Below are 17312 nucleotides of genomic sequence, written 5' to 3'. Positions count from 1 at the left end.
TGAGCGTTAATAATAATCCTCCGCATTCATATAAAATACGTAATTATCCGTCCATACCCCATTTTCATTGATAAAGCCTTTCCGGGTACACTCATATTTCATACCGACCCCTTCTGCAAGCTTGATCGAAGGGACATTATCCAGATTGATATGAGCCTCCACCCGATGATAATTGATTTTTTCAAAGGCGATTTTCAGCGCACCCCGCACGGCTTCTTTCCCGTATCCCTTCCGCCAATGAGTATTATTCAATGTATAGCCGACCCGGCCCCATTGAAAGCTCAGCCTCATCAGAGTGGAAAAATCGATGCTTCCGATGTAAGCGCCTGTCTCCTTCAGGAAGACACCGAAGATATAAACCTCATCGTTGTACATCATTTCATTCTGCTTCTCGATCATGTCATAGAACCAGAATTCCGTGCATTCACTCATATCCTGCACACCAAGATCATATTTGTGCTGAGAGGGCAGCTTGTTCATATTTTCATGGAGCCAGTTATGATAATCACTTTTCATGAACGGCCGGACAATCAACCGCGCTGTTTCTATGCTTAAACTCCTTTTATCCACGGAGGCACCTCACTTTAAGGGCACACGGATCAGGTCCTGTTACCCTTGTAACTATTTTTCTCTTATTATACCAGTTTATCAGGCGAATTTACTCCGTTCTTTCAATCTGGATTTCTTTTGTAAAAGGAAAACCCAAATACGTATACTTGACCATCACAGAGTCGATCTTCTTACAATGATCCAGCGCCAATCCATAATGTCGGATCGTGCTCCTGTTATCCAGTTCATCCAGCTGTATGACTTCTTCACGGCTCAGCTTCGGTTCAATTTCGTACTCATGTATATTATTAAAACTGATTCCCTCGATTTCGTCTTTCACTGCAAATAGACCGATCAGTGCATTGGAACGGCTGACGCCCAATTCCACTTCACGGGGCCGATCGCCGCCATTGATCAGCACCTCAGTCAATTTGACCTTATAAATCCCTTGATTTTCAAGTTCCACCGTGACAAGTCCGGCTTGGGTCTCACTCCAGCCATACCCTTTACTCTCAAGCGGCGGGTTCAATTTTAAATAGAGCACCAGGCATGCCAGAAGAAACGCCGCAGCTCCGATGATCCATCTCACCATCTTATTCACTGAGTTTCACCTCACAGCTATCCTCTCCATTCAGCCTACGAAAAAATTTCTCCTAACGTGCCTATCTATTTTGTTCTAAATTTTCCCATCAACGAAAAGAAGCGTTCCCTCTCAAGAGAAACGCTTCGATTCCATTATTTTTGCTGGGACCACTTTTCCCACTCTTCCTCAAGCTCCTTCTCAATTTCCTCATCCGAAAGGGCGTGACCGTCACTAATATCAAAATGATTGGCGAGGCGGTTAAGTTTCACATTGATCATCCAAAGACTGATCACCACGAACGAAATAATAAGAATAATGATGAAGTCCATAAACACGTCGAATCCCCTCCTTACCTATTTATATTAGGGAGGATCCCTAAATAGACGAGGGTTCGGGAAGTAGGGCCAGAAGAATTAATTTTGGATTTTGGGGCGGGTATGTTGACCTGTTTGACAGGCCGGAAACCTTACAGAGAGCTCAAAACCAGGTAACAATGTTCCTGGCACGAAACCGCTTTATCGTGCCAGGCTCAACGTCGGGGTGCTGAGCCTGGCTCAAAATGGGGATTTTGTGCCTGGCACAAACCACCTATCCTGTGCCAGGCACAGTTTTCCTTTTAAAAAAATGTACCAGGTACAATTCCTGCATCCTGTACCTGGTACAACACTTCTAACCTCAAAACCTAATAAGCCTTAGCCCAATAAACCAGCTTCTCCGCATCTTCCCCGCAGCACACACAAGTATCCGCTACTTTCTCCTGCTCGAACGGCATACACCTAGAAGTCGCACCCGTTTCTTCCTTGATCTTATCCTCGCAGGCAAGTTCACCGCACCACATCGCCTTCACGAAACCGCCTTTTTCCGCAATGACCTGTTTAAACTCATCAAACCCTGAAGCGATACTCGTCATCTCCTCGCGATGCTCCCTCGCTTTTACAAAAAGGTTCTTTTGAATCTCTTCAAGCAGCACTGGCACCTTCGTTTCAAGTTCCCCGACAGGCACCGTCAGCTTCTCACCTGTATCACGGCGGGCCAAAATCACCTGGCCGTTCTCGATATCACGAGGTCCGACTTCAAGGCGCAACGGGATACCTTTCATCTCATATTCATTGAACTTCCAGCCCGGCTTCTTGTCGCTCGCATCAATTCCGACTCGCGCCACTGCCGACAGCTTTTCTTTCAAATCATAGGCGAAATCAAACACGCCTTCCTTATGCTGCGCAATCGGCACGATCATCAATTGAGTCGGCGCCATGCGCGGAGGCACAACTAGTCCCCGGTCATCCCCGTGCACCATGATCATCGCACCGATGATGCGCGTCGTCAGCCCCCATGATGTCTGCTGCACATGCTGCAGCTTCCCTTCACGATCGGTGAATTGAATGCCGAACGCTTTTGCAAATCCATCACCTAAATGATGGGACGTACCCGACTGCAGAGCCTTCCCGTCGTGCATCAGGCTCTCGATCGTGTACGTATACTTCGCACCGGCAAACTTCTCTTTCTCCGTCTTCTGGCCTTTCACGACAGGGATCGCCAGCAGCTCTTCGCAAAGCTCTGCATACACTTCGAGCATCCTCACAGTTTCCTCATGAGCGTCCTCATCCGTTTCATGGCACGTATGACCTTCCTGCCATAAAAACTCCAGCGTCCGCAGGAATGGCCGAGTCGTCTTCTCCCATCGCACGACATTCGCCCACTGATTATAAAGCTTCGGCAGGTCGCGGTAGGAATGGATGATATTTTTATAATGCTCACCGAACAATACCTCGGAAGTCGGACGGACACATAATCTCTCCGCCAGCTCCTCTTCACCGCCGTGCGTAACCCATGCAACCTCTGGCGCAAATCCATCGATATGATCCTTCTCCCGCTGCAGGAGACTCTCCGGAATGAACAACGGCATATACACATTCTCATGTCCTGTTTCCTTGATTTTCGCATCAAGCGCATTTTTGATATTCTCCCAGATCGCATATCCGTAAGGACGGATAATCATCGATCCGCGCACACTCGAATAATCGACCAGCTCCGCCTTCTTCACCACATCCGTATACCACTGGGCGAAATCCTCATCCATGCCGGTGACATCTTTCACATATTCCTTTGCCATACATAGCACCCTCTTTTTTAAAATATAAGCGTGTCCCCACACCTTTTTGATAAAATAAAAATAAGCCCCGCTCATCATCAGGGACCATTGCTGGCGGTACCACCCTGATTCAAAGCAAAGCTTTACACTCACACATGATAACGGTATTCAACCGCTGAATATTCAGACTCAGAGGCAGGTTCAAATGATTGTCTATAGGAGCCTCACACCACGCTGGCCCCCTCTCTGAAAAGACAGGTTCACTTTACTGATCCTCATCAATGTTTTTCATTATTTTAGATGATTATATAGAGATTTCCATGACGTGTCAATTTAATTATCAGCTGATTTCAATCGGGTTCTTTTCAACCGTCTTGACCTCTCCCCTGCCCATGGAATAAACAAATAGAAAAACAGTGATGGTTACCATAACAATAGATCCTGCGATCACCATTCCCCGGATGGATAAAAGCTCCGCACCCACACCGATCAGGATGGTTGCAGCAATGACAAGAATGCCTTCAATCCAGCCGTACACACTGCTCACACGTCCCATCACCTCAACAGGGATCCGCTCCTGAATGAACGTTTCAAACCCTGTCTGTGCAAAAGCAAGCGAAAAGGACAAAAGGGAAAAGCCGATGGCAGCAGCTGCGAACTCCCCAGAAAACGAGTAGACCATATACCCCGCTGAAACCATGACCGACCCGAATGCAATCAGGTGGACCTCACGTACCTTGTTTGCAATCACTGTATTCACGATAGCCCCGGCAAGGAATCCTGCCCCCGCAATGCTCACCAAATATCCATACGTGCTGTTTGAAAGCCCCAGCACCTCTTTTGAAAATGCCGCCTCCAGCGAATCAATTGCCGCCGTCATCACGATCATGCAGCTGAACAGTAGGTATACTGCCATCACATACGTGTACCGGCGGCTAAAGTTCCTGACCACCCGCCAATCCGCCTTGATCATTTCAAAAGATAATTTCTTCGCTCCAGTAAATGAATCACCCTCTAAGTCCGGGAGCAGTAATGTAATGAGTCCAGATAAAAACAATGCAGCCGCGTTCAAATAAAGGGCTGTCGTCGGAGTACCCAGGATGAAAAGGATCCCTGCAACGGCAGGACCGATGATGAAAGCCCCAGACCCGATCACGCTCCGCAGCGCATTGAACCGCTGCCTGTTCTCCCTCGGAACCAACTTTGTCATATAGGTCAGCGATGCCGGGTAAAAAACGGCACTCCCCATATTGATGACAAACACAACAGCATACATGAGCGTGATGGAAGATATGAACGGCAGTACAGCCACCAGCACCGCCCTGAATAGATCGAGGAACACCATCACCCTCCGCTTATTCATCCGGTCGATCACACTCCCCGCCCATGCATTGGTGAACAATGCTGCCAAGGGCTTCAGCACATAAAGGATCCCCACCGCCAGCGCCGAACCCCACTCATCCAGAACAATCAGGTTCAGAGCGATCAAGAAAATCCAAGCCCCGACATTCGACAAACCAATCCCCATCAACAGTAAAATTGGATCCTTCCACCTCATCATCAACATTCCTCCCCGCAATCTTTTTCAACGCCCGTCCCGCATCGCGTTAAAGCGACGCGGGACGGGCCTTCCATTCAGCCAATAAAAAAATCCCACCCCCAAGACGTCCCAGTCTTGGGGGCGAGATTCGATCGCGGTGCCACCCCAGTTCGTCAATATGTCACCATATCAACCTTTTCGGGTACAGCTTTTTGCGTATACCCTAGCTCTATAACAGGAGCTCCTGTCACACCATCCCTTCTGAAAGTTCCGGTGTGCAGCTCAGAGTCTTGGTTCACCAACAGCCTCCCTGCCCCTTTTCAGCTCCCGGGGCTCTCTTTCGAAGGATTCTGCTGGCTACTCTTCTCGTCATCGCTTTTGTTAATTTCACTTATGGTAGCATTCCGTATTGGAAATGTAAACCATTTTTTAAATCATAAGATAAGGCTCCACGATTTCTTCATACCCCGGCCTTTTCTTAATCATATCCAGCATCATTTCCCGAAGCTCATCCAGCTCCCTGCTGTCATTCGTCGTTTTACAACCAGAATAGCGATGCTCATAAACATCTTGATTGATCCGAACTTTAACCCGGAACTCCCCATAAGGCTGCATATCACAACCCTCTTCCTTGTAAAGATTCATTTCCTCACTAAAATTTATACTCTCAATCTTGGCATAAATCTTATCCCGCTCTTCTTTTGTAAACGAAATCGGCTTCACTTCATCCCCCCGGATGATCGTCCCATCAAAAGTACTGATCGCCGGCCCATGAGAAGGGGTGAACTCAATATCAAAATTAGAACTGTTAGCAAAAAAACCACTTAGCCACTCACTCCCGATGAACCCAAGCTTCTCCCCCTTTACCACTGCAAAAATGAAGACAAGCAAGAGCACAATCAGGATGCTGATCAACGGTGCATACCACCGTCTGCGGTAAGGCTTACCACGCTTCACCTTTTCCCGAACCTTCCCCTTCAACTCAGCACTGAACTCAAGATCCTTCAGCCCCTCATCGGTCATCCTCTTGATTTTCCGCTCCAGCTCCCTATCCATCATGCCGCCCCCCTTCTCCATACATCCTGTGCAGCCGCTCCCTTCCCGTCTTCAGCCTCGTCTTGACCGTACTGGGATTCAGCTCCAACGCCTCCGCCATCTCATTCACCTTTAACTCTTGATAATAATATAAAAATAAGACCTCTCGATACTTAACAGGCAGTTTGAGCAGCTTCGAATGCAGCTCGCCTCGCTTTTCTCCCTCAATCGTCTTCGATTCGGGATTCCCGTGCTCTTGAAGGATTTCACTCACCTTATTTGTAAAAAGAATCTTCCGCGTATCCCAGCGTTTCAAATGATCCTTGCACTGATTGATCGTGATTCGCATGAACCACGTCTTCAGACTCGAATCACTCCTGAAGGAATCCATCTTCCCATAAAACTTCACAAATACTTCCTGCGCAATATCCTCCGCCAATCCATGATCCTTCACATACGAAAACGCCATATACAAAACCGCCTGCCCATATTCATCCATGGCTCTTTCCAGCAGTCCATCCTTACCTGATCCATCAACTTGCAGCCATTCCGCATTCAACACGTTCCACCTCGGCTCTCTATACCTTTGACGACACATTATGTATGATGGTTTGGTAAATTTTTTATTTGTTTTCATCTTTTTAAAAAGGGGGTTGTTTAAAATAGGTTTTGACAATCTGAGGCAGGTAGAAGACTGCTCTATTTCCATATTATGTTAAAATCAGCATATATAAAAATTTTTCAGCATAAAATGAAAAAAGTCAGCATAAATGTAAATTTGTCAGCATATAATGATATTTTTGCTCATAAAACGAAATTTGTCAGCATAAAACCAATGTGATGCGTAAATTCGATCATTGGCCAGGATTAAATCAGCAGTGTCCAGAACATTATCAGCAATCATAAGGTGGATTTCTGCCATATTTTCTCCTCGGCGGTCGAAAAAATTGAAAAACCAATAAAAAAAAGAGCTGCCTACAGAATCTAAGCGCTCTTCTCCTACCTATTAGCTTCCCATTTTACGGCGAGTGTTACTCGGCTTCTTGGTTTGCTGACTCTGCATGCGCTGATTTGCCGCCAAGCCGTTTGTAGCTTGCTTGCCGCCTGCCTGAGCTTCTTTCTTCTTAGCCAGCTGCTGCTTCATCGCTTCCTGCAGGCTGATCTTCTTCTTTTCAGTCATCACGAGACCTCCTTCTGAGGCAAAACTATGTTATTTATTCATTATAATACATCATTTAGGAGAAAACAGCTTGTTTTTGGTTGCCTAATCAGAAAAAAACAGTTCATCAATGAGCCTCAACGAATTCTTCGCAAAGTAAATTCCGGTTTCGGTCAGCTTTCAATCCACTTTTTACCTTTTTCATTCTACTTTTGGAAAATACAAACCACTTTCAAAATTTACGTTCCCCCTTCCAGTTTTACATGCCACTTTCCCCCATATTCAAGCAACTTGTCGAAAAACCTTTACCCAACTTCCAACACCCAGCACTCAACGTAAACGTCCCTCTTTCTCACCCACATCAACACTTCACTTCTAAAACCCCGCCCAAACCAAAAAAGACCAATCCCCTAAGAGATTGGTCCTTAACAAAAACCTAGTGATACCCATTCTGCCCATTCGCAGAACCGGATGTCTTCTGCTTAGGCTTATGGTTCTTATTCTGCTTTGTTCCGCCGTCTTTTTTCGTTTTCTTTGTCATGCTGAATCACTCCTGTTTTTTAGTTATAGAAAAACAAGTTTGGCGTTTCATCATCGGGACACGGTTCCTGTCCCTCCGTCCCGCTGCCTTACATCGAACGTTTTGCCATGACGACAAAACGGGCACATATCAAGAAAACATTTGTTTTATGAACCATTCTTATTTTGCACAGAAAAAGAAAAGAGCTTCCCGGTAATTACCGGAAAACTCATTAAGGTCAACAGAAAATGTCGATACAACTGTCACATGGCCCGGATGATCTCATCCAACCAAATTTACGCTGCCGGCTGAGGAACATCCTCATCGACTTGAATCACTCCGCCCGCATTCAATTGTTTTCTCAGACTGAAAATGAAGGCTAAAACAACAAGCACTGTACCAACCGTTGCCCCCGTATAAGAAGCTCCCATTGATAATCCGAAGCCGATCGGCGCGTTCAGGATGTAAGTGAATGTGACCATCGTCATGAACACTGCCGGAATACTGGCCACCCAGTGTGGTTTTTTCTGGAGCGCAAGGTACATCGCGCCGACCCAAAGGGCAATCATGGCAGTTGATTGGTTTGCCCAGGAGAAATATCTCCATAATAAGTTGAAGTCAATTTGAGTCAGAACCATTGAGATGACGAATAGTGGCACCGCAATCCATAAGCGGCTTGACATCTTCACTTGCTTCACGTTGATGTAATCAGCGATGATCATACGCGCACTTCTGAACGATGTGTCGCCAGATGTGATTGGAAGGACGATGACACCAAGGATCGCAAGTGTTCCACCGATGGAACCAAGCATCAGCATAGACACTTCGCTGACGATTGCAGCAGGTCCGCCTTCAGCAAGGATCGCGCTCAGCTCGCCCGGCTCGAATAAGCTCATCGCTGCCGCAGCCCAGATCATGGCAATGATTGCTTCTAAAATCATCATACCGTAGAAAATCTTGCGTCCATTTTTCTCATTTTGAGTCGTTCTTGAAATAATCGGTGATTGTGTCGCATGGAACCCTGAAAGTGCCCCGCACGAAATCGTCAAGAATAACAATGGGAAGATCGCAACTGAATCAGGGTGCATGTTCGTAAGCGTCATTTCAGGAATATCCGCTCCCGTGATGACAAGTCCTGCACCAACACCCACTGCACTGATTAATAGTAACGCACCGAACAGCGGATATACGCGGCCGATAATTTTATCGACCGGAAGCAATGTTGCCAAAAGGTAATAAACGAAAATTGCGGCAATGATCACGCCCAATGAAATCCATGCCGGAGTCAAATCGGCAATCAACGCTGCAGGTGCCGTTACGAATACCGTACCTACGAGTACCAGAAGTAAAATCGAGAATCCGTTTACCACGTGTTTCATCGTTTTTCCTAAAAACTTTCCTGCAAGGGCAGGCAGATGCGCCCCGCCGTTACGGATCGAAATCATACCTGTCAAATAATCATGAACAGCCCCGGCAAAAATTGCCCCGAGGACAATCCACAAAAATGCTACCGGTCCGTAAAGCGCCCCCATGATTGGGCCGAAGATCGGTCCGACACCTGCGATGTTCAACAGCTGGATCATCGAATTTTTCTTCGTGTTCATCGGCACATAATCGACGCCGTCGGCTTTCGCATAAGCCGGTGTCGTCCGCGCCTCTTTCACGCCAAAAATCTTTTCAATAAACTTTCCATATGTGAAGTAACCAACGATTAATAATGCAATTGCAACAAGGAATGTGACCATGATGCTGATCCCCTTTCGTTCAATATGAATACGCTTACATTATATCAAACAACGTCACAGGTTCGTCACATTCCTGTTTAACATGTTAAAAAATCAGGCTGACATGTTTTCCAGAAGGATTAACGTGCAAAGATTTTTGCTGTGAATTGTCGAATTATCTTTTTTGTTTCTTTTCACCCAGCCTCATCTGCCTGCATGTAATCATCCTTTAATGGAAAATTGACACAGGCTTTTCATCCACTTCATCCTCACTTTAATTTTCTTCACTACTCTTAAATAGAACGTTATTTGAGAGGAGAATCACAATGAATAAATTCATCAGAAACATCTGTTTATCAGCATCCGTAATCGGCATCGGAGCAGGTGCTGTCAACCCTGCATCAGCTCAATCCGGCAATAACCCTCAGCTGAACGACAACCAGATCCTGAACATCTCACACCGCGGGGCCTCCGGACATGCACCCGAGCATACGCTGGCTTCCTATGAACTAGGCGACCAAATGGGCGGAGACTACATAGAACTGGATCTTCAGATGACTAAAGATGGCGAACTCATTGCCATGCATGACGAAACTCTTGACCGCACTACAGAGGGGACAGGCCTTGTGAAGGATTACACCCTTGAAGAAATCAAGGCTCTTGACGCCGGGTCATGGTTTAATGAAGCCTATCCAGAAAAAGCGAAGGAAGAGTTCGCAGGCTTGCAAGTCCAAACCCTGCAGGAAGTAATTGAACACTTCGGCAAAAACAAGAACTACTACATCGAAACGAAATCACCGGATGTCTATCCAGGAATGGAAGAAAAGTTACTGAAAATCCTTGAAGAGTACAACCTGACAAGACAAAATGGACCGTCAAGCCGGGTCATCATCCAATCTTTCAGTGAAGAAAGCTTGCAGAAAGTCCATGACTTGAATGATCAGATTCCGCTGGTTCAATTGCTTGATTACAAAACAACAGCCTCCATTACGGACGAAGAACTCGCTCACTACTCCGATTACGCAGTCGGCCTCGGCATGAGCTATAAAAAAATAAATGAAGAATATGTCCAAAAAGTAAGGGAACATGATCTCCTCCTCCACCCGTACACGGTCAATGAAAAAGAAGATATGAAACGTTTGCTCGATTGGGGCGTGACGGGAATGTTCACCAATTATCCGGATGTGCTGGAAGAAGTTTTGAAGGAAATGAAACTGAATTAAGCCTAAAGATGCGAAGTTGTCGTGCTTCGCATCTTTTTTCTATAGAAGCGTTAAATGACAACATTGAATGTTGCTGGCAAAACAGTATGAAAGCTGATCTTGGAACTGCTTTTCAAACGTTTATTTTCAACTTTTGATGATTTATTTTCAACTTTGTGTGTCTTATTTTCAACTTTCCCCATATTATTTTCAACTCCGGTACACTTATTTTCAACCTAGCGTTGCTTCCCCGTTTTTGACCACCCACCTACGAACCACATACGAACTACACCTGCAACCACCCTGGAGATGTGCCTGTCACCGGCTCACAGCAAAAAAAGTGTACCAGGTACAAACCACAAGCCTTGTACCTGGTACACTCATAATCAAAAACCACTAACCTACAACTCCAGCCTCTCCCGCAGCTCCTTCACATAATTCCTGCTCACCGGGATCTTCTCCTTCGATCCGTGAACCTTCAGCTGATAGACTCCATTCCCCCACGGTATGAGTTCTTCGACAAATGGCAGCTGGACTAAATAGCTTTTGTGAACCCGGAAGAACGGGTAGGTGACAAGCTTCGATTCAAGTTCTTTGATCGGAAGACGGCAGGTGTATCTCTTCTTTTCAGTGCAGATATATGTTTCCCGCTCTTCACGGAAGATGTAGAGGATGTCGTCCGGTTTGATGTAGATGATTTTGTCTTCATCCTGTACAGCGAGCTTCCCTTTCGTTTTCACTTCTGTTTCTTCTGCCGAATCTTCAGCGACGATTTTCTTCAGTCTTTCCATCGTCCCTGCCAGCTGGTCCTCATCAAAGGGCTTAAGCAGGTAGTCGACCGCTTCGACTCGGAACGCTTTCAATGCGAAGTCCGGGTAGGCGGTGGCAAAAACGATTTCGGGTTTTTGTTTCATTTTCTGTAATGACTCTGCAAGATCGACACCACTCATGCCAGGCATTTCGATATCGAGAAACAAGACTTGCGGGTCGCGGGTCAATAGCAGCTCCATCGCCTTTTCAGCCGAACTTGCTTCCCCGACGATTTCAACCCACTCATATGCTCTTAATAGATGCTTCATTTCTTCCCTGCTGTATGGTTCATCATCGATGATTGCGACTTTCATGTGCTTCCCCCTTAATCAAGAACTGGACTGTGGTCCCTTCTCCTTTTACTGAGTGAATGACCAGTCCAGACTCTTCACCGATCATCATTTCCAATCGTTTATTGACGTTGTACAAGGCGAGTCCGGTTCCTGACGAGGATTCCACCGGCTCCACTAGAAGCGTTTCAAGGCGGGATTCTTCAATCCCATCGCCGTTATCCTCCACCTTCACCTTTACAAGTCCGTCTCTTTGAGTGATCGATATGGTTAAAATAAATCCTTCTGCCTGATTCTTCATTCCGTGTTTGATCGCATTTTCGACCAGCGGCTGAAGCGTGATTGATGGAACGACGGCTTGTAGAGCTTCTTCATCGAGCTCGTACTTTACCTGCAGGCGGTCATAAAACCTAGCTTCTTCAATTGCGAGATACGCCTTCACGTGTTGGCATTCTTCCCTTAAGGCAGATGTAGACTTCGTGCTGCCGCTCAGGTTCTGCCTGATGAATTGTGACAGCGAAATCAGCAGAGTACGCGCTTTATCAGGATTGATACGAGTCAGCGATACGATCACATTGATCGCATTGAACAAGAAGTGTGGACTTATCTGTGCCTGAAGCGCTTTGACCTCGGATTCCTTCGCCAGTTCTTTATGGGTATCGATTTCCGCAAGCTCCAGCTGGTTGCTGAGCAGCGTCGCGATCCCTTTTGTCAGCTCCATCATGATCGGCGATATGACTTTTTCAGAGTGGAAATAGAATTTCAAAGTACCGACGATCTCGTCCCCTTTTAATAGAGGGGCCATAACGGCGGCACCAAGCAGGCAGTCATCCCGGTCACAATGAATCTCCTTTTTCCCTACTTTCAATAATTCACCCGTTTCGATCACCCGCTTTGTTGCCTCGGTTTGGATCGGTTTATCTTTTTGGTGATGGTCCGAGGCGACGCCGACGTGCGCAAGGATATGGGTACGGTTTGTGATGGACACGGCGATCGCGTCCACTTCCTTCATCAGGATCTGGCAAGTGGCATGGGCAGAGGATGAATTCAGTCCTTTACGCATGTATTTAACCGTCCTGTCTGCCAGCCTGAGCGCTTTCTGGGACTGCACCGCCCCCATTCGCTCTTCCTCGTAAAATACACTTTTAATGATCAGGAGGAAAATTCCCGTACCGATCCCATTTGCGATGATCATTGGCCAGCCGATATCAGACACCAGCTCATATGCAGCAGGATAAGGTTTTGCAAAAAGAAGGATGATGGCCATCTGCATGGCTTCAGCCAAAAATCCAACCAAAAACGCTTTTTGTGGAGATACCAGCCGGTTCTTCTTCTCACGCTTTCCTACGTAACCCGCGAGAAGCCCGGCTAAGATCGTGGAAACACCGCAGGCGAAAGCCGTGAATCCTCCAAGAAAATAACGGTGGACACCCGCTGTCAAACCGGCACCGAGACCGATCCACGGACCTCCTAAAAGGCCCGCTGCCACAATCCCGATCACCCTTGAATTGGCAATCGCTTCATTCTCCTGAAGCGTCAAATGCCACTTGGCATACTCATCTATTTCAGCGTTCACAACCAGTCCCGTATAAGAACCAATGATTCCAAAGAAACCAAACAACAAGATAATCAGCAGGGTCTGGGATTTCTTCACGTTGCTCCGTTGTTCAATCAGCTTGCGGAAGAACCCGAGCCTCGTCATGATAAAAGCAATCGTCACGATGATCCCGAGCCGTTCGATCATGGCGGCTATCAGCATAAGGTGCACCTCCCTTTTTCCCCTTATTATACTTGACCCATTCTAATTGCACACAAAAAAGAAAGACCCATTAAACGTATGTTTAATAGAATCTTTCCCTAAAACATATGGTTTATCAGCATGGTGTATCGTCTTTTTCCGTTGCCATTGCATTGATTTCCCCGCCGACCATGATGATGATCCCCGTCAGGTAGAACCAGATCATCAATACGATGATTCCTCCGATACTCCCGTAAGTGGCAGAATAATTACCGAAACTGCTTACATAGAAGGAGAATGCCAGTGAAACAAGCACCCACCCGACCGTTGCAAAAATCGCTCCGGGGATGGCACTCAAGCATCTGATTCTCTTGCTCGGCGCGAAGTAATACAGCCCGACGAATACAATGAACAGAATGAGCGGTGAAATCGCCCATCGAATCCCATTCCAAATCGTCAGGAATTGTTCTGAAAAACCGAATTGAGAAAATAAGAAAAGTCCGATTTGCTTCCCAAAAACCGGCAGCAGAAGTGCCACCACAAACACGACAATCATACCGAGAGTCAGCACGATCGACATCAAACGTGTGACGATGAACGATCTTGTTTCTTCCACATCGTACGCGCGGTTCAAACTTTTCACGATTGCATTCATGCCGTTCGACGCCGACCAGATTGTCGCGATAATGGAGATCGACAACAGACCGGTATTTCGATTGGACATGACTTCACCCAGATTTTCTTCAATCATCTTCATCGTTTCTCCCGGTGCAAAATCTCTGATCACACCCAGTATATCTCCCTGCTCAACAGGAAGATAAGGCAGCAGCGTGAAAACAAAAATCAGCAGCGGAAATAGTGATAACAAAAAGTAATAAGCAATCTGTGCAGCCAGCCCGGTGATATCGTTGGCGCTGATTTGCTTGAATAAATTCTTCGAATCCTTTTTCCAACCTTTGCGGGTCGTCCCCTCCGACATCCACTCACCTCTTTTAGTATTTCTTAATTATGCAGTTCGTTTTCCTTTTTAATATCCTTTGAAAGATGAAGCCACAGGCTGGCTTGCTTCTTCCCCGGAATTCAATTCGTTTGAAGGATGGTCAGAAAACGTCTCCTTGTATGCCTCTGATGAATCCTCAAACGTTTCTTTCGTCTCCTCGATCATCTCTTTCACTTGAGGAGTCATATCCTTGATCTCATTTACCTTTTCTGAAATGAATTGAATATCTTTGCTGACTTGATCGGCAGTCGTTCTCAGCTTTTCATAGACATCCTTTGACGTGTCTGCCAGCATCTTTGGATTCTTTGAATACTTCGTAATAGTAGTTCCGCTGTTTTTCAGCGTCGTCCCCATTTCCTGGCGGGTCGTTTTGTCCAAGAGTGACAGAAGCCCTCCCGCAACAGCGCCAATCATGACACCTTTTAAAAATTTACTATTTCCCATCTCATAACCTCCTATTTCATTCATGAACCGCTGCAGCCTCAGTGGACGGCAGCCAGTTTTCACCTTTTATATTATTTTCTCTAAACATGCTCAAAGTTCCTTCATACAGCGAAGTTCCGGTTTAGTTTCCCCTAACCTTCCTTGCTTAACTACTAATTCCCCAATTCCTAATAGTGTAAAACATTCAGGAAAAAAATCCTTCTTTCGGCGCTCTCATCCCAGAGGTTATTGACAAGGGGGGTGAATCATGGAAAGATGAATACTAATAATATGTGCGAAAGAAAGGACGAGCATTAATGGACTTATCACAAAACACAACTGAAAACATCGAATTCATGATCACCGCCATCAAGGAAAAACTGAACGTCGTAAACGCCGGCGCCATCAAGCCTGAACACTTTAACGAAGAAATGTACGAAGACCTTCACGACCTCTATATGATGGTCGAAAAGAAAGACCGCTTCAGCCCAAGCGAAATGACAGCCATCATCGAAGAACTCGGAGCACTCCGCAAATAATGTTGAAGGCCCGTCCCAGACCGCGTTAACGCATTAACGCAGCGAGGGACGGGCCTTTCTATTCATAAGAAGGGACGTTCCAACTAGGAACGTCCCTTCACTTACATTATTTTGAAAGAATTTTTAACGACTCACGGTTGAACGCCGGCAGGTCATCCGGTGTTCTGCTCGTCACAAGCTGGTCACCGCATACGACGACTTCCTTATCCTCATAAGTGGCGCCGGCATATTCCATGTCCACTTTGATGGACGTGAAGCCTGTCGCGTGTCTGCCCTCAAGCGCCTTCGCTGTGATCAGAAGCTGTGGTCCGTGGCAGATTGCAAAGACCGGTTTCTTTTCATCCATGAAGTGCTTCGTGAATTTCACAAAACGGTCATCCGCACGCAGCTGGTCCGGGGAGAATCCGCCAGGCAGCAGGAGTGCGTCAAAGTCTTCTGGTTTTACATTGTCGATGTTCTCATCGATCGAAACCGTCGCGTCTCCCTGCTTTCCTTTTACCGATTTGCCTTTTTCCTTTTCAATCGTGATGACTTCGTGTCCTGCTTCTTTCAATGCTTTTTCCGGATCTGTAAATTCTACGTCTTCAAACATATCTGTAAGTAAGCATGCAACTTTAGCCATAAATCGAAAACACTCCTAATTGTTAGTTTATTGTTTTGCCCACATAGTAACTGTACCCTTTCACCCAAAAATAAAACGTCGTTAAGAGTGTTCATCCATAGAGAATTGGGAGAAAATTGTATTTCTCTGAACTTTGTATACTTCCTCCCCGACGATACTATTGATAATCGCGATGTTGCGATCCACGGCCAAACCAAGGTTTGTCGCCCCTGCCCCGTGAGAGTGTTCAAGGTTCGTCAGCGTATAAAAATGATGGCCGCGCTCCTCGTCATCCTTAAACTCCAGCTTATAATCCCTTGTTACCTTGAATCTTTTATCGTCCTCCCACACAATCTTGTCCCTGAAAGCATCATCGAACCACGATGGGATGTTCGGTACATACCCCGTTGCCAGAATGATCTTCCCCGACAAATATGAAAACTCCTTATCCTCCTGCCATTGATGGCAGCTCAGTACATATTGGTTTTCTTCCTGCCGGATCTTTTTGACTTCCGTCAAAGGCTGAATCACAATATCGGGAGCATTCTTGCTGACAGAATGATTGTAAAGGATGTTATAAATATTATTCAGCGTATCCATATCGATCCCATTCCTGAGCTGATCGAGCGTCTTCAAGGCACTCAGCCTCTTTTCAAATGACAGCCCATGAAAATAATCGACATAATCCGGGGCGAAGAACTCCTGGCCGAGTTTTGATGATTCGAGCTGGAGGATCCCCTCCGACCTCGTCATCCACGTCAGCTTGTACGGATGATCCCTTTGCTCTTTTAACAAATCATAAAAGACTTCCGCTGCACTCTGACCCGAGCCGATGATCGTGATCGATGAACTTTCCATGGTGGTATCTTTATGAAACAAGTATCGGCTCGTATGGTGGACGTCTTCTGATGGAAGTCCGTCCATTCCATCCAATATAAGCGGTTTACTTCCCGTCCCCATCACCACATGTTTCGCATGATACACCTCACGTTCATCCGTCAGCCGGTTGTCAATCTCGATTTCATAGTGATCGCCTGTATCCTTCACACCGATGACCTCACTGTGAAATTGACAGCCCGGAAGCTGCTTCACGACCCAGCGCGCATAATCATTGTACTCCTGTCTCGGCATTTCAAATTTATGAAAAAAGAAAAACTTGTACAGCCGGTTATGGGTATGTAAATAATTCAAATAGCTGTACTTACTCTGCGGATTCGCGAATGTGACCAGGTCAGCGATGAACGGCACCTGCAGATCGGTCAAATCGATCAGCATACCGGGATGCCACTGAAATTCAGGTGTCTTGTCGAAAAACTTCACCTTCAACTTCGTCTTCTCATCTACCAACGCAGCCAGGCTCAAATTATACGGCCCGATACCAATTCCGATACAATCATACATCTCATCTCTTCCCAAACGTATTACCTCCATCCCACATGCAGTTTCCCTTATTTTTACCTAAGAAATAAAAAACTATTTTAAAAGGACTGCCTTCAAGAAGTCAGTC

17 protein-coding genes and 2 other annotated features are annotated in these 17312 nt (G+C 46.2%); of the genes, 2 read left to right on the top strand and 15 right to left on the bottom strand.

All coding sequences use genetic code 11. The features are described 5' to 3' along the window. Positions 1-6: 6 nt before the first annotated feature. The 9 genes from HWX64_RS02510 to HWX64_RS02470 all read right to left on the bottom strand — a co-directional run bounded on the left by HWX64_RS02510 (position 7) and on the right by HWX64_RS02470 (position 9223). On the bottom strand, positions 7-570 hold the full coding sequence (locus HWX64_RS02510) for a GNAT family N-acetyltransferase (protein WP_175986979.1): 564 nt from the start codon (positions 568-570) through the stop codon (positions 7-9). 88 nt (positions 571-658) lie between these two features. Then, positions 659-1150: a hypothetical protein gene (locus HWX64_RS02505; RefSeq protein ID WP_175986977.1), complete on the bottom strand. Its 492-nt coding sequence runs from the start codon at positions 1148-1150 to the stop codon at positions 659-661. Between the two features lie 134 nt (positions 1151-1284). Continuing rightward, positions 1285-1467 (bottom strand): hypothetical protein, encoded by a 183-nt coding sequence (locus HWX64_RS02500; RefSeq protein WP_175986975.1) that lies wholly within the window; start codon positions 1465-1467, stop codon positions 1285-1287. A 347-nt stretch (positions 1468-1814) separates the two neighbouring features. Next, positions 1815-3245 (bottom strand): proline--tRNA ligase, encoded by a 1431-nt coding sequence (gene proS, locus HWX64_RS02495; protein ID WP_175986974.1) that lies wholly within the window; start codon positions 3243-3245, stop codon positions 1815-1817. A gap of 76 nt (positions 3246-3321) precedes the next feature. Continuing rightward, positions 3322-3515, bottom strand: a binding site (T-box leader). A gap of 49 nt (positions 3516-3564) precedes the next feature. Beyond that, positions 3565-4791: an MFS transporter gene (locus tag HWX64_RS02490; RefSeq protein WP_175986972.1), complete on the bottom strand. Its 1227-nt coding sequence runs from the start codon at positions 4789-4791 to the stop codon at positions 3565-3567. Positions 4792-4898: 107 nt separating this feature from the next. Continuing rightward, positions 4899-5146, bottom strand: a binding site (T-box leader). Between the two features lie 47 nt (positions 5147-5193). Continuing rightward, on the bottom strand, positions 5194-5823 hold the full coding sequence (locus tag HWX64_RS02485) for a hypothetical protein (RefSeq protein WP_175986970.1): 630 nt from the start codon (positions 5821-5823) through the stop codon (positions 5194-5196). Beyond that, positions 5813-6358 carry a sigma-70 family RNA polymerase sigma factor gene (locus HWX64_RS02480; RefSeq protein WP_175986968.1) on the bottom strand — a complete coding sequence of 182 codons (546 nt, stop codon included), beginning with the start codon at positions 6356-6358 and terminating at the stop codon, positions 5813-5815. Before HWX64_RS02480 ends, HWX64_RS02485 begins: the two co-directional genes overlap by 11 nt. A 447-nt stretch (positions 6359-6805) precedes the next feature. Next, a complete protein-coding gene (locus HWX64_RS02475) occupies positions 6806-6979 on the bottom strand; it encodes a hypothetical protein (protein ID WP_175986966.1) in 174 nt (57 codons plus the stop codon). Between the two features lie 795 nt (positions 6980-7774). Further along, a complete protein-coding gene (locus HWX64_RS02470; RefSeq protein WP_175986964.1) occupies positions 7775-9223 on the bottom strand; it encodes a carbon starvation protein A in 1449 nt (482 codons plus the stop codon). Between the two features lie 305 nt (positions 9224-9528). On the opposite strand from HWX64_RS02470, the gene HWX64_RS02465 reads away from it, so the two are divergent. Next, positions 9529-10425 (top strand): glycerophosphodiester phosphodiesterase, encoded by an 897-nt coding sequence (locus HWX64_RS02465; RefSeq protein WP_175986962.1) that lies wholly within the window; start codon positions 9529-9531, stop codon positions 10423-10425. 380 nt (positions 10426-10805) lie between these two features. Here HWX64_RS02465 and HWX64_RS02460 read toward each other — a convergent pair whose 3' ends face one another. From HWX64_RS02460 to HWX64_RS02445, 4 genes are all read right to left on the bottom strand, one after another. Continuing rightward, a complete protein-coding gene (locus tag HWX64_RS02460; protein ID WP_175986960.1) occupies positions 10806-11528 on the bottom strand; it encodes a LytTR family DNA-binding domain-containing protein in 723 nt (240 codons plus the stop codon). Beyond that, positions 11506-13263, bottom strand: coding sequence for a sensor histidine kinase (locus HWX64_RS02455; protein WP_175986959.1), 1758 nt, complete (start codon positions 13261-13263; stop codon positions 11506-11508). Before HWX64_RS02455 ends, HWX64_RS02460 begins: the two co-directional genes overlap by 23 nt. A gap of 115 nt (positions 13264-13378) precedes the next feature. Then, on the bottom strand, positions 13379-14221 hold the full coding sequence (locus tag HWX64_RS02450; RefSeq protein ID WP_175986957.1) for a YihY/virulence factor BrkB family protein: 843 nt from the start codon (positions 14219-14221) through the stop codon (positions 13379-13381). Between the two features lie 48 nt (positions 14222-14269). Further along, positions 14270-14686, bottom strand: a complete 417-nt coding sequence (locus tag HWX64_RS02445; RefSeq protein ID WP_175986955.1) for a YtxH domain-containing protein — start codon at positions 14684-14686, stop codon at positions 14270-14272. A gap of 296 nt (positions 14687-14982) precedes the next feature. On the opposite strand from HWX64_RS02445, the gene HWX64_RS02440 reads away from it, so the two are divergent. After that, complete coding sequence (locus HWX64_RS02440; RefSeq protein ID WP_175986953.1) at positions 14983-15204, top strand: DUF1128 domain-containing protein; 222 nt, start codon at positions 14983-14985, stop codon at positions 15202-15204. A gap of 106 nt (positions 15205-15310) precedes the next feature. On the opposite strand, the gene HWX64_RS02435 is transcribed toward HWX64_RS02440, so the two are convergent. Beyond that, positions 15311-15826 carry a type 1 glutamine amidotransferase domain-containing protein gene (locus HWX64_RS02435; RefSeq protein WP_175986952.1) on the bottom strand — a complete coding sequence of 172 codons (516 nt, stop codon included), beginning with the start codon at positions 15824-15826 and terminating at the stop codon, positions 15311-15313. Between the two features lie 81 nt (positions 15827-15907). Then, the gene (locus HWX64_RS02430; RefSeq protein WP_254871019.1) at positions 15908-17221 is read right to left on the bottom strand and encodes a lysine N(6)-hydroxylase/L-ornithine N(5)-oxygenase family protein; all 1314 of its coding nucleotides are present in this window, start codon (positions 17219-17221) and stop codon (positions 15908-15910) included. Positions 17222-17312: the final 91 nt, after the last annotated feature.

The organism is Bacillus sp. Marseille-Q1617, from assembly GCF_903645295.1.
Classification (GTDB): Bacteria; Bacillota; Bacilli; order Bacillales; family Bacillaceae_B; genus Rossellomorea.
Note: the sequence above shows the minus strand (reverse complement) of the source record. Positions and strands in the feature narration are given on the sequence as shown.

What these genes read in the sequence shown, in the direction of transcription:
- HWX64_RS02460 (WP_175986960.1), bottom strand. Translation starts at nt 11,528, where the DNA reads ATGAAAGTCGCAATCATCGATGATGAACCATACAGCAGGGAAGAAATG.
- HWX64_RS02435 (WP_175986952.1), bottom strand. Translation starts at nt 15,826, where the DNA reads ATGGCTAAAGTTGCATGCTTACTTACAGATATGTTTGAAGACGTAGAA.
- HWX64_RS02465 (WP_175986962.1), top strand. Translation starts at nt 9,529, where the DNA reads ATGAATAAATTCATCAGAAACATCTGTTTATCAGCATCCGTAATCGGC.
- HWX64_RS02455 (WP_175986959.1), bottom strand. Translation starts at nt 13,263, where the DNA reads ATGCTGATAGCCGCCATGATCGAACGGCTCGGGATCATCGTGACGATT.
- HWX64_RS02445 (WP_175986955.1), bottom strand. Translation starts at nt 14,686, where the DNA reads ATGGGAAATAGTAAATTTTTAAAAGGTGTCATGATTGGCGCTGTTGCG.
- HWX64_RS02450 (WP_175986957.1), bottom strand. Translation starts at nt 14,221, where the DNA reads ATGTCGGAGGGGACGACCCGCAAAGGTTGGAAAAAGGATTCGAAGAAT.
- HWX64_RS02485 (WP_175986970.1), bottom strand. Translation starts at nt 5,823, where the DNA reads ATGATGGATAGGGAGCTGGAGCGGAAAATCAAGAGGATGACCGATGAG.
- proS (WP_175986974.1), bottom strand. Translation starts at nt 3,245, where the DNA reads ATGGCAAAGGAATATGTGAAAGATGTCACCGGCATGGATGAGGATTTC.
- HWX64_RS02440 (WP_175986953.1), top strand. Translation starts at nt 14,983, where the DNA reads ATGGACTTATCACAAAACACAACTGAAAACATCGAATTCATGATCACC.
- HWX64_RS02475 (WP_175986966.1), bottom strand. Translation starts at nt 6,979, where the DNA reads ATGACTGAAAAGAAGAAGATCAGCCTGCAGGAAGCGATGAAGCAGCAG.
- HWX64_RS02490 (WP_175986972.1), bottom strand. Translation starts at nt 4,791, where the DNA reads ATGTTGATGATGAGGTGGAAGGATCCAATTTTACTGTTGATGGGGATT.
- HWX64_RS02470 (WP_175986964.1), bottom strand. Translation starts at nt 9,223, where the DNA reads ATGGTCACATTCCTTGTTGCAATTGCATTATTAATCGTTGGTTACTTC.